The organism is Tessaracoccus flavescens, assembly GCF_001998865.1.
Lineage (GTDB): Bacteria > Actinomycetota > Actinomycetes > Propionibacteriales > Propionibacteriaceae > Arachnia > Arachnia flavescens.
The window spans coordinates 1,929,132-1,941,296 of the sequence record NZ_CP019607.1 but is presented as its reverse complement, the minus strand read 5'-3'; the positions used below and the strand labels follow the sequence as shown (position 1 = coordinate 1,941,296).

Genomic DNA, 12,165 nt, shown 5'->3' with positions numbered 1-12,165 from the left:
GGGTGGAGTTGAGGCGCCACCAGCGCGAGGCGCTCGAGGCCATCGCCACCTCGCAGGACCAACGGCACTGGGTGGTGCTGCCGCCGGGCGCGGGCAAGACGCTCGTCGGTGTCGCGGCCGCCTCGGGGTGGGAGCGCCCCGTCGTGGCGTTCGGCCCGAACCAGGCGATCGTCACGCAGTGGCGCTCGGCATGGGAGTCCCACACGGGCACAGCGGCGAGCTCCGACCGCGACCTTCCCACCGGGTTCACAGCCCTGACCTACCAGTCGCTCGCGGTGTTCGACTCCGACTCCGACGAGCCGTCCCCGACGGCGCGCCTGCACCCGAACGGCCGGGCCCTCGTCCGGCGGCTGCACGACCTCGGGCCACTCACGCTCATCCTCGATGAGTGCCACCATCTTCTCGAGGTTTGGGGAAGCCTCCTCGACGAGATCATCGCCGAACTGCCCGATGCCACCGTCATCGCGTTGACCGCCACCCCGCCGGAACTGTTGACGGCGGCCCAGGCCGAGCGGGTCGACCGGCTGTTCGGCTCGATCACCTATCAGGCAGGAATCCCGGCGCTGGTCGCTGAGGGAGACCTCGCCCCGTTCGCCGAACTCGCCTGGTTCACGACCCCCACCGCCCGGGAGAGCGAGTGGCTCGACGCCCGGGCCGTCAGGGCTGCGGAACTGGTCACCGAACTGACCGGCGTCGACCTGAAGGTCCCGTTCCTGAGCTGGATCGCCCTGCACGACTTCCGCGACTTCGAGCCGCTGGTCGGCGACGCCGTCGTGCGTCTCGCCCTCGCTGGCCACCTCGACCTGCCGGAGCATGCACACGTCTCCGAGCGGCACCGGCGCGACGTGACGCTCGAGGACTGGCTGACCGTCGCGGACCGATGGCTCCAGGCGCTGTCGGCGCTCGGCGGTGCGGAGGCGGCCTTCGAGCGCAGGATCGCCGCGCTGCTTCCCGGGGTCGGCTACCGGATGACGCGAAAGGGCCTGCGCCCCGGCCAGCCTCTCGTCGACCGGGTGCTGAGCCGCAGCGCGTCCAAGTCCCTGGCCGCCGCGGAGATCGTCGCGCAGACGGTCGCCTCCGATACCGACTCCCGGCTGCTCGTGCTGACGGACTTCGCCAACGCGACCGCCCTGCCCGCCGACCTCGACGGGGTGCTCGAACCGCAGTCCGGTTCGGCGCGCTGGCTGCTCGAAGCCCTCGTCACCGACGAACGCATCGCGGCCGCCCGGCCGGTGATGGTGACGGGGACGAGCATCGGCGCCGGGGCGTCGGTGTTGCGAGCGCTGCTTCCTGACGAACGCGTCGAAGGCGAGGGCGTCGTCGTGCTGGAGGGGACCTCGTCATCGCGCTGGCTGGCCGCGGCGACCGGTGCGCTGAATCGCGGCTGGACCAGGTGCCTCGTCGGGACCCGTGGCCTGCTCGGCGAGGGGTGGGACGCGCGGGCGGTGACCGGCGTGATCGACCTGACGTCGGCCACCACGTCGACGGCGATCGTGCAGACCCGGGGCCGTTCCCTGCGCAGCGATCCGCTCCACCCGGACAAGGTCGCCGTGAACTGGACGGTGACCTGCGTAGCCGCGGACCGACCGCAGGGAGATGCGGACTACCGCAGGCTCGTGCGTAAGCACACCGGCTGGTTCGCCGTCGACGAGGAGGGTGACGTCGTCGACGGCGTCGCCCACCTGAGCTCACGCCTGACCCCTGAGGCGCCGCCGCCGTGGCCGAAGCAGCTCAACGCGGCCTCCTTGGAGCGTGCGCTCGACCATGAGCCCGTCCGGAACGCCTGGGACGCCGTCGACCCGCTGCGCGAGCATCCGGTGGCGACGCTGAGGATCGTCGGGGACCGCGCACCCGTTCCGGTCGGCGTGCCCGCGGTGCCCGAGAGGACGGCGCGGGAGACGGCTCTGCCCTACGCGGTGGGCATCGGGGTCGGCGCGCTCTCGTTGCTCGGCACGGCCGTCGGGCTGGTCGCGGCACCCGTGACCGTTGTCATCATCGCCATCATGATCACGCTGTTCTGGGTCGCCGGCTGGCGGGGAGCCGTTGAACGCAACCGGAGGCTCCAGCGCGCGCCCTCAACCTCCGACTACGCACGGGCGGTCGCCGACGCCCTGGCCGCCGCAGGGCTCTCCTCCGTCGGGGCGGAGGGCGTCGTGGTCGAGGTCACGGCGGGCGGCGAGACGCGGATCCGGTTGGAGGCTCGCCCCAACGTGCCCGGCTTCGCGGCCGAGGGGTCGACCCGGGCCTCCGCGGAGGCCCTCGACGAGGCCGTCACCGAGCTGTTCACCACATCCCTCGCCGAGGTGCTCGGCCCCCTGGAGCAGCCCCGCTACCTCATCTCCCGACCGGTCTGGGAGCCGAGGCCCCCGAGCCTGGCCGACGGCTTCCGGACGCGCGAGGCGGACCGCGAGGTCTGGCACCAGGTGCCGACGGCCTTCGGCGTCTCGCGTGTGATGGCTGACCTGTTTGCGGAGGCCTGGTCCCGTCACGTCGCGGAAGGTCAGAGGGCCGTGTTCGCCGGCGCGAGCGAGGGTGCCGCGCTGCTCCGGGCGCTGCGCTGGTCGAGCCCCTTCGGAGACGCCGCAGGCCTGTCGATCGTCGAGCGCAGACACTGGTGATCGGCCAGGCTTCACCGCCTGGGAGTCAGCCCCTCACCCTGAAGCAGGTGTAGGCGCCATCGCGCGGCTCGAAGGCCATCAGCGTCCCAGAGGTCTCCGCCCCCGTCTGCACCGATCCGCGGTAGGTGGTGCGGGTGATCGTGTAGAAGATCTGCCTCCCGACCGGGTGAGCCTTGACCAGCGATCCGTCGGTCGGGAGCGTCCACGAGCATGAGGCGTCCAGGTCCGCTCTGGGCGCAGCCTGGAACTGGACGGGTCCGCCGAGCCGCAGCCGCTCCGCGACGAACTCCACCGAGACTCCCAGCGCCGTCTGGACGGTCCGCTCCGCTGTTCCCTCCGGGCCGACCGTGCACGTCGTGCCTGCCGAACCGGAACATGACGCGAGCAGCTGGGCGTTGTCGACCTGGTCGAAGGCGGCCCCCACCGAGGTGACGCGGTACTGCTCCCGCTCGACGTTGGAGTAGGCGACCTGGCCGATGGCGGCGAGCACGAGCGCAGCTGCCCCGACGACGACGGCGATCCCCTTGCCTCTGCGCATCTCCTCGACTCCCTCCGTCCGACGGCGTTCTGCCAGACTTGCCGCACCGTCGCGCCCGCGTCAACGGGAGCGGCCGAACTGACGACCAAAGTTGGTGCGGACGGCACCAGGGTCTGAGCACCGAGGGGTGTTCGAACGGCGCCCAGCCCGCCGCAGATAACGGCATCGAACTCGATGCCATCGCCGCCTGTTTCATCGGTGGCGCGGCGGTCACCGGCGGTGTCGGCACCGTCGGCGGCGCGATGGTCGGCGGCCTCGTCATGGCCGTGATGACCAACGGCATGCAGCTGATGGGCGTCCCGACGTCCATCCAGCAGATCGTCAAGGGCCTCGTGCTTCTGCTCGCGGTCGCCTTCGACATCTGGAACAAGCGTCGGGCCGCTGCCGCAAAGGCCTGATCCGACCCGTCCATGAGGCGGCGCGTCCTCCTGGGGCGCGCCGTCTCGCTGTGTCCGGGCTCCACTTTGAGCACTTTCCGGGTTCGTTGTGCTGAGGACCCCATACGGCCGTTCACATCCGCAACGAGTCCGGGAAAGTGCTCATCTGCAGTTACCCGGCCCGCGGCTACATTGGGTGGGTGCTAGACCAGACGTTCGACATCGAGGGCCTCGAGATCCAGGTCCTCGCCTCCGATCCCGGACCGGACCCGACCACCTTCGTCCTCGTCCACGGGATCGGCGTCGCCGCGTCCTACTTCAGGCCGCTCGCTGAGGAGCTGAGCCGCCACGGTCGCGTGATCGCGGTCAACCTGCCCGGCTTCGGGCCGACGAAGGATCCGGACCGCACCGTCAGGATCTCCCAGCACGCGAGGGTGACCCGCGAGGCCGTGACCCGGGTGGGCGCCGGACAGGCGGTCTGGGTCGGCCACTCCATGGGCACGCAGGTCGTCGTCGAGGCCGTCGCCCAGGACCCGACGATCGCGTCGCGGGTCGTGCTGCTCTCCCCCGTCGTGAACCGGGCGGAGCGCGGGGCGCTCACGCTGGCCCGCCGCTTCACCGTGTCGGCGGCCCGCGAGTCGGTCCCGTCGGCGATGGCGTCGGTCAAGGCGCTCCTCGGTGGCGGGCTCGGCTCGTTCTTCCGTGCCTTCCCGATCATGCTCGACTACCCGATCGAGGAACGCATCTGCGCGATCGACGTGCCTACCTTGCTGGTCACCGGCGAGCTGGACGAGACGGCTCCGCGGTCCTGGCTCGACGAACTCGCCGAGGCCTGCCCGGGTGAGACGCACGTCGACGTCGTCGGGCACGCGTCGCACCAGGCGATGTACACGCGACCGGCGGTCGTCGCCGATCTGATTGTGAAGGGCTAGCGACTCCAACAGTCTGCCACGGCAACGGGATCACCCGTGCCGGGTGGGGCACCGGACGGCTTCTGGGGGCAGCCTCGGAGTCGGTGGATGGCCCGTGCTCCGGGGCGGAAGCCGTCGAATGGGCTGGGCCGGTGCCCCGGAGCTGGGATTAGGGTGACGTCATGGGAGTGACTGAGCGACTGCGACAGGCGATCGGCGGCGCGGCCGACTGGCTCATCGGCGTGCGCGACGTCGCGCTCGCGGCCCTGCCCTGGACCGACGCGGGCAACTCCGACCAGGTAGGGTCCTGCGCCGACCTGCCGCTGGTGATCCTTCCCGGCATCCTCGAGAACCCCCGCTACCTGCGACCGCTGATCGCCTTCCTGCGTGCCGAGGGGCACCCCGTCACGATCGTCCGATCGCTCGGCTGGAACCTGAGCGAACTGGGGTCCTCCGTCGACCGGGCCTTCGCCGAGTTGGCGGCCGCAGACGTCCAGGGTGCCGTCATCCTCGCCCATTCGAAGGGTGGGCTGATCGGCAAGGCCATGCTGCTCGATCCGCGCTCGGACAGCGTGCTGCGCGGGATGATCGCCGTCGCCACCCCATTCAACGGGTCCGTGCTGTGGAAGCGTGCCCAGGCGAGTGCAGCTGTGAAGCGATCCCCACTCGGGCTGTTCCACCCCGAACACGTCGACCTCGCCAGGCTGGCCCTCGAGCAGGGCATCAACGACAAGATCGTCTCCCTCGCCCCGCGCTACGACCAGGTCGTGCCGGGTGGGTCACGCCTCGAAGGGGCCGTGAATGCGACGCTCCCGGTCGCCGGGCATTTCCGCTCCGTGCGCGACCGGGAGTCGTGGGACGTCATCCACGAGCACGTGGACTCGTTCGCCTGATCAGTGCGGCAGCGGGGTCGTCTCCGTGAGGCGCTCCCGGACCTGCTTGCGCAGCACCTTCCCGAGCATCGACTTGGGCAGTTCGTTGATCACGTAGAACTCGCGGGGCACCTTGTACCCGGTCAGCCGCTCCTTGCACCAGTGGCGCAGGTCGGCGTGGTCGAGGTTCACGCCCTCCTCGGGGGTGATGGCCGCGATGACCCGCTCGCCGCCGACCTTCTCGTTCGGCAGGCCGACGACGGCGACGTCACGCACCCCCGGATGGGTGAGCAGAACGGCCTCGACCTCGGACGGCGCCACGTTGAAGCCACCGGTGATGATGAGTTCCTTGACCCGGTCGACGATGGAGGTGAAGCCGTCCTCGTCGACGGTGACGATGTCGCCGGTGCGCAGCCAGTGGTCGGGAAGCAGGGTCTTGTCCGTCTCCTCCTCGTTGTGCCAGTACCCCTGGAACACCTGGGGACCCTTGATCAGCAACTCTCCGCGCTCGCCCTGGGCGACCTCGCGGGTCGGGTCCTCCGGGTCGACCACCTTCATGTGGGTGCTGGGGAACGGCACGCCGATGGTTCCGCTGCGGCGCGACGGCGCGAAGGGGTTGCCGAGGCACACGGGCGAGGCTTCGGTCATGCCGTAGCCCTCGACGAGGAGGCCGCCGGAGACGGACTCCCACAGCTCGACGGTCGACGCGGGAAGCGCCATGGCGCCGGAGATGCAGTACTTGGCGCTGCGCAGGCTGACCCCCAGCTCCTTGGCGCGCTTCGCCGTCGCCTCGTAGATCGGCGGGACGGCGCAGTAGACCGTCGGCGGATGCTTCTTCGCGGCGTCCATGACCAGGTTGACGTCGAAGGAGGGGAACAGCACCAACCTTCCCTGCTTGAGGATTCCGTAGGTGAGGAACAGGGTCATGCCGAAGGCGTGGAACATCGGCAGGATCGCGTAGAAGACCTCCTTGCGGTACTGCGCCCCGTGCATCCAGGCCTCGCCTTGGCGGGCGTTGGAGTACAGATTGGAGTGGGTCAGCATCGCGCCCTTGGGCTGCCCCGTCGTGCCGGAGGTGTACTGGATGACGGCCAGATCGTCGACCGAGGGGCGCGGGTGGGAGGCGACGATGGGCTCGTTCTTGAGCAGTTCCTCCCAGGGGATGGTCCCCGGCGCGGGACGGGTGAGCTTGTTGCGGGCCTCGCGGAGCTTCTTGATCGGCAGGCTCAGCGCGAGCCGCTTCACCGTCGGGAAGGCCTTGAGCAGGTTGACCGAAACGATGGCATCGAGCTCGATGTCTGAGGGCTGTTCGCGCAGCTTGGCGACGGCGGCGTCCCAGGCGATCACGACGCGGGCGCCGTGGTCCTCGAAGAGGTGGCGCAGCTCGCGGGCGGTGTAGAGGGGGTTGTGCTCGACGACGACGGCGCCGAGCCGCAGCACTGCGTAGAACGCGACGACGTGCTGGGGGCTGTTGGGCAGGACGAGCGCCACCCGGTCTCCGGCCCTCACACCGAGCCTGCGGAGCCCCTCCGCCGCGCGGGCGATCTGGTCGCCGAGTTCCCGGTAGGTTGTCTCGCGTCCGAAGAACTCGAGCGCGACGGCGTCACCACCCTCGCTGACCGACTTCTCGTAGAGGCTGACGAGCGACTGCGTCGGCAGTTCGATCTCGGCGGGGACTCCTGGCTGGTAGTGCTTGACCCAGGGGGCAGACAGAGGGGCGTTCATGCCCCCATCATCTCAGGCTCCGCAACGCAGTCCGACACGGGATGCGGGTGGTCTGGGCCGCTCAGAGCACGCGGGTCAGCACCAACATCGCCACCGTCAGGGCGAGCATGCCGAGGCAGTTGAGCCAGAAGGCCTGGCCCGTGAACCCGGCGCGCAGGTGGCCGACCGCCGCGCAGCAGAAGTAGGCGAGCACGCCGACCATCGCCGCGACCCCGACGCCGGGCAGCCAGATCCCCGCCACCAGGCCGACCACGGCCAGGAACCTGACCACCCTCAGCACCCACCACGACTCCCGCGGGAAGCGCACGCCGTCGCATGCCGATGGTGAACAGGCTCCGCGAACTGGGCTGGGGTGGCTCGCTGCGCAACGACGACCTGTCCGCGCTCTCGGCACCACCATCGACAACGCGCGGGCGGCCGGCCTCCACCTGCCGATCGGGGCGGTGGCCCGGTACGCCGAGAAGACCCGCCAGATCGCCGAGGTCGACGTCGACCGTGCGCTGGAGGCGACGAGCATGGACGAGGCCCTGCGGACCGTCGCGCTCGGCACCGCCCTACTCGACCCCATGCTGCTGACCCTTCGGCGGCTCGCCCAGCAGGTAGTGGCGGCGGAGGCGCTCGGCCCCGACGACTGACCCGGTTCCCGGGTTCGCTCACCTCCGGAGACAAGGGCGTCGAGACTGGACGACATGGACGTGTCAGTGGTCAAGGGAGACATCACCAGGCAGGACGTCGACGCCGTCGTCAACGCAGCCAACGGGGCGATGCGCGGGGGCGGCGGAGTCGACGGCGCGATCCACCGGGCCGGTGGGCCCGCGGTGCTGGAGGACTGCATCACCCGCTTCCCCGACGGCCTGGCAACGGGCGATGCCGGCTGGACCACGGGAGGCGACCTGCCCGCACGCTGGGTGATCCACACCGTCGGCCCCAACTACGGTGCGGGACAGCGAGACCGGGGCCTCCTCGTGTCGTGCTACCGGCGCTCGCTCGAGGTCGCCGACGAGTTGGGCGCCGAGGCCGTCGCCTTCCCCCTGATCAGCGCCGGGGTCTACCGCTGGCCGTTCGACGACGCGGTCGACGCTGCGGTCGAGACGCTCCGGAACACGCCGACCCGGGTACGCGAGGCGCGCCTCGTGGCCTTCGACGACCAGGCGTACGACGCGATCGCGGCACGCCTGGCGACCTGACCCGCGCCTCGACTCTTACGCTGGGCTGCCCGACGGCGGACGACGGCGGTGGAGCTTGCCGACTTGATCCCGTAGGCGAGACGACCGAAGCCGATCATCCGGCCCTCGACACACCACCCGAGCCTCACAGCTGGGCTCACCTTGAGCACTATTGCGGACTCGTTGCGCCGTGCGGCGGACTTGCACGATCAACCGCGAAACGAACCCGGAAAAGTGCTCACCGCAGCTTCCGGCAGCGACACGTGGATCCGGCCCCTCCCGCGACGCTCACGACGCTGAGGTGGCACGGAGCCAACCGAGCGTCAATGAAGGAATCGGTAAGCAACCCCGGGCATGGGGGCCGCGGAGCGTGCTGATTGGATGTCGTGCGGAGGTGCCACCATGTCCGCTGCCGCGTCCACTACCCACCGTCGGGTCGCCCGCTGGGCGAGCGTGCTGATCTTCGTCACCGTCGCGCTCGGTGGGATGGTCTGCGCGACCGATTCGAGCTCATCCTGCCCCGCCTGGCCGGCCTGCTATTCGGATCAGGTCGGGCCATCGATCCAGGCGGGCTGGCTGGAGAACCCGGTCATCGAGTTCATCCACCGCCTGATCAGCTTCATCGCCCTGCTCCTGCTCGCGTGGACCGGGCTGCTCGGCCGGGGCGCGCGCGACGTGCGGGTGCGCTTCTACCCGTGGCTCGCGCTCGTGTGTGGCGTGGGGTCGGCAATCTTCGGGATGATGATCATCAAGTTCCATCTCCCCCTCGTGCTCGGGCTGCTCGACCTGGCGTTCGCGCTGATCGCCATGTCGCTGATCACAGTCACCGACGCGGCGCTGCGCCCCGGAAGGCACGAGGAGCAGCCACGGCTGCGGCGCCTCGTCCGCACGACGCTCGGCCTGATCATCGTCATGCACCTGCTCGGCAGCATCGTCGCGGGCACCACCTCGGACGGCACCGGATCGTTCACCCGCTGTCTCAGCTGGCCGCTGTGGGAGCTCCACGACATCGACCGGTTCCCCGCGCTGCAGGTGATCCGGATCGTGATGGCGGTGTTCGCCGTCGCGCTGATCGCCCTGATCGTCGCCCTCGCGTTCCGGCACCGCGCCCTCCGCCTGCCGGGGCTCGCGGTGGCCGTCTGCCTCCTCGTCGAGCTCGTCCTCGGTGTCGTGATCACGCTCGGCGGGCTGGCCCCCACCCAGACCAACGGGATCGACGTGACGATCGCGGTCACCTACTCGTTCGCCGCCGTCGCGTTGATGTGGTCGCTCGCCTGGCTACTCGGGCTCACCCCGCGGTCGGCCGTCAGGGGCTGACCCGTGATCGGCCTACAGCTCGGAGGCCATACATGACGAACCGCGGAGGGCATCCCTCCGCGGTTCGTCATGGTGGGCCTAGAGCGCCTCTTCCGCCTTCAGCATCGCCGAGGGCATGAGGCCTGGCAGGACGTCCGCAAACGTCAGGACGCCAATCTCGCGCTCGCCGTCTGTGACGATGGCGAGCTGGGTGCGTTCCTGTCGGATCGTGGCGACCGCCGTTGCCAGCCCCAGGTCGGCCGAGACGACCACCGGCGTGCGGGCGAGCGTCATGGCCGGGGCCGAGAGGTCGGGCGCGGCGAGCGTGTCGCGGACATGGACGACACCGACGGTGTGGTCCCCGTCGCGGACGAGGATGCGCAGGTGGCGCGTCTTGCGGGTCGCCTCCTGCACATCGCCGATGGTGGCGTCGACCGGCACTTCGGAGAGGACCTGGTTCTCGGGAAGGACCTCGCGGACCTTCGTGTCGCGCAGGGTCAGCACCTGTTCGAGCGAGCCGGTGTAGCTCGAGTCGAGCGCCCCGACGTTTGCCGAGTGTTCGACGAGGTGCCTCAGCCCTGCGGCGTCCTGGCCGTTCGACAGCTCGTCGACGGGTTGGGCCCCCGCCTTGCGCACCATCGCGTTGGCTGCGGCGTTCATCGCCCGCAGGATCGGGCGGGTCACCCACATGTAGGCGCGCAACGGGACGGCGAGCAGCACCGAGGAGTCCTCGGGATGCGCGATGGCCCAGGACTTGGGGGCCATCTCGCCGATCACCAGGTGCAGGAACGTGACGATGACCAGCGCGAGCACGAACGACACCACGTTCGCCGCCGCCTGCGGGAGGCCCCGCTCAAGGAGGGGCTGCAGCGCATGGTGAACGGCGGGCTTGGTGATCGCGCCGAGCGCGAGGGTGCACACGGTGATGCCCAGCTGGGCGCCCGCGAGCACCAGGGTCAGCTCGGCGGAGTTCTTCAGGGCCGCTCTCCCGGCGAAGGTGTCGGCGCGGCGCTCCAGTCGGTGCTGCTTTGCCGCCATGAGGGCGAACTCGGCGGCCACGAAGAAAGCGCTGAGCGCGATGATCACGACGGTCCACGCGGTCACGACCCACGGGTTGGTCTCGAGGGCGATCATGCCTGCTCCTCTTCCTCGGTGGTGACCTCGACGCGCACCCTCCCGGGCACGTGCCGCTCGATGGTCAGCACCTCGAACGTGACGACGGTGACGGGGGCGTCGTCGTGCAGGGTCTTCTCCCCGATGCTCGGCTCCAGCCTCACCTGGATCAGCGAGCCGACCTCCGGCAGGTCGCCCATCTCGTGGATCAGCAGGCCGCCGAGGGTCTCGTAGTCGCCCTCGGGGAGGCGGTGACCGATCAGGCGTTCCACCTCGTCGAGCGGGGTCGAGCCCATCAAGACGTGAATGTCGTCGTCGGGGTTGGGATCGAGGTCGTGCTCGTCGACGATGTCGCCGACGATCTCCTCGACCAGGTCCTCGACGGTGACAATGCCGACGAAGCCGCCGAACTCGTCCAGCACGCACGCCAGCTCCTGACCTGCCTCACGCAGCGCGGCCTGGGCGTCGGGCAGCGACATGAACACGGGCAGGAAGAGCGCCTTGCGCACGATGGTCGTGACGGGGCGGGTCGAGTCGGCTGGATGGTCGAGGACGTCGACCAGTTCGACGAGGCCGACCACGTCGTTGTTCTCCGCGATCACTGGGTAGCGGGTGTGGCCGGTGGCCATCTTCTCCCGGGCCTGGGCGATGGTGGCGCTGTCACGCAGGACGTCGACCCGCACCCGCGGCACCATGGCGTGCTCGACGTCGCGGCGGGGGAAGTCGATGATCCGGTCGATGACCGAGCCGATCTCGTCGGGCAGAGTCCCCGCGGAGCGCGAGTCGGCGACCACGCGCTCGAGGTCGGTGGCGGTGACGGCCGACTCGACGTCGTGCACGGGCTCGATGCGCAGCGCGCGCAGCAGCAGCTCGGCCGACTTGTCGAACACCCAGATCAGCGGGCCGAAGATGGTCAGGTAGAGCTTCGTCGACGGCGCAAGCGCATCGGCGACCTGCTCGCTGCGGGCGATGGCGTAGTTCTTGGGGAACAGCTCGCCGAGCAGCATCTGGACCAGCGTGGAGAAGGCGATCGCGACGAAGCCGCCGATCGCGACGGAGACGGCAGTGAGCGTCCCACCGGAGATGAGGTGGCCGAGCGCCTGGCCGATGAGGGGTTCGGCGACGTAACCGACCAGCAGGCCGGTGACGGTGATGCCGAGCTGGGCGCCGGACAGCACGAAGGAGGTGCGGCGCGTGATCTCGAGGGTTCGGACGGCCTTCGGGTCACCTGCGGCGGCTCGCGCGGCGAGCCGGGACCGGTCGACCGCCACGTAGGCGAACTCCTGGGCGACGAAGTAGGCGGTGGCTGCGGTGATCACGAGGACCACGAGCACACCGACGAGCAGAGAAACTAACGGACTCACGTGGCGACCCCGGATTCAGGGGTGCGTTTATGGCCCTCCGAGTCAGTGCATGGCATGACGAACAGTATTGCAGTCAAACCCAGGCAGACGATCATCTGGGGAGTTTGCGTTCGCGCAGAGCTGCTTCGCCGCAATGGGCACGACCCACGCGCCGGGAGGCCTGCGGGCGAGCGTCGCCTTCCCTC

Annotated in this window: 12 protein-coding genes; 7 read left to right on the top strand and 5 right to left on the bottom strand. The window is 70.0% G+C overall.

Annotated features, from left to right (window positions below):
- Positions 1–2 precede the first annotated feature (2 nt).
- Positions 3–2,618 (top strand): DEAD/DEAH box helicase family protein, encoded by a 2,616-nt coding sequence (locus tag BW733_RS09215; RefSeq protein ID WP_077349886.1) that lies wholly within the window; start codon positions 3–5, stop codon positions 2,616–2,618.
- Positions 2,619–2,643: 25 nt separating this feature from the next.
- Here BW733_RS09215 and BW733_RS09210 read toward each other — a convergent pair whose 3' ends face one another.
- Positions 2,644–3,156, bottom strand: a complete 513-nt coding sequence (locus BW733_RS09210) for a hypothetical protein (protein WP_077349884.1) — start codon at positions 3,154–3,156, stop codon at positions 2,644–2,646.
- Positions 3,157–3,194: 38 nt separating this feature from the next.
- Here BW733_RS09210 and BW733_RS18955 point away from each other — a divergent pair, with 38 nt between their 5' ends.
- From BW733_RS18955 to BW733_RS09195, 3 genes are all read left to right on the top strand, one after another.
- A complete protein-coding gene (locus tag BW733_RS18955) occupies positions 3,195–3,554 on the top strand; it encodes an ABC transporter permease subunit (RefSeq protein ID WP_237268136.1) in 360 nt (119 codons plus the stop codon).
- 179 nt (positions 3,555–3,733) lie between these two features.
- Positions 3,734–4,465, top strand: a complete 732-nt coding sequence (locus BW733_RS09200; RefSeq protein WP_161490196.1) for an alpha/beta fold hydrolase — start codon at positions 3,734–3,736, stop codon at positions 4,463–4,465.
- A gap of 161 nt (positions 4,466–4,626) precedes the next feature.
- Entirely contained in the window at positions 4,627–5,337 is a 711-nt protein-coding gene (locus tag BW733_RS09195) for an esterase/lipase family protein (protein ID WP_077349880.1), read from the top strand.
- Here BW733_RS09195 and BW733_RS09190 read toward each other — a convergent pair whose 3' ends face one another.
- Both BW733_RS09190 and BW733_RS09185 read right to left on the bottom strand, forming a co-directional pair.
- Entirely contained in the window at positions 5,338–7,041 is a 1,704-nt protein-coding gene (locus tag BW733_RS09190) for a long-chain-fatty-acid--CoA ligase (RefSeq protein ID WP_077349878.1), read from the bottom strand.
- A gap of 61 nt (positions 7,042–7,102) precedes the next feature.
- Positions 7,103–7,312: a hypothetical protein gene (locus BW733_RS09185; protein ID WP_202970156.1), complete on the bottom strand. Its 210-nt coding sequence runs from the start codon at positions 7,310–7,312 to the stop codon at positions 7,103–7,105.
- A gap of 172 nt (positions 7,313–7,484) precedes the next feature.
- Between BW733_RS09185 and BW733_RS09180 the strand changes: the two genes are divergently transcribed.
- The 3 genes from BW733_RS09180 (at position 7,485) to BW733_RS09170 (ending at position 9,524) form a co-directional block, all read left to right on the top strand.
- A complete protein-coding gene (locus BW733_RS09180; protein WP_077349874.1) occupies positions 7,485–7,676 on the top strand; it encodes a hypothetical protein in 192 nt (63 codons plus the stop codon).
- A 54-nt stretch (positions 7,677–7,730) separates the two neighbouring features.
- On the top strand, positions 7,731–8,228 hold the full coding sequence (locus tag BW733_RS09175; protein WP_077349872.1) for an O-acetyl-ADP-ribose deacetylase: 498 nt from the start codon (positions 7,731–7,733) through the stop codon (positions 8,226–8,228).
- A 381-nt stretch (positions 8,229–8,609) separates the two neighbouring features.
- On the top strand, positions 8,610–9,524 hold the full coding sequence (locus BW733_RS09170) for a COX15/CtaA family protein (protein WP_161490195.1): 915 nt from the start codon (positions 8,610–8,612) through the stop codon (positions 9,522–9,524).
- Positions 9,525–9,602: 78 nt separating this feature from the next.
- Here the strand turns inward: BW733_RS09170 and BW733_RS09165 are convergent, their stop codons facing one another.
- Both BW733_RS09165 and BW733_RS09160 read right to left on the bottom strand, forming a co-directional pair.
- The gene (locus BW733_RS09165) at positions 9,603–10,637 is read right to left on the bottom strand and encodes a CNNM domain-containing protein (protein WP_077349868.1); all 1,035 of its coding nucleotides are present in this window, start codon (positions 10,635–10,637) and stop codon (positions 9,603–9,605) included.
- Positions 10,634–11,980, bottom strand: a complete 1,347-nt coding sequence (locus BW733_RS09160) for a hemolysin family protein (RefSeq protein WP_077349866.1) — start codon at positions 11,978–11,980, stop codon at positions 10,634–10,636. Before BW733_RS09160 ends, BW733_RS09165 begins: the two co-directional genes overlap by 4 nt.
- Between the last annotated feature and the right edge of the window lie 185 nt (positions 11,981–12,165).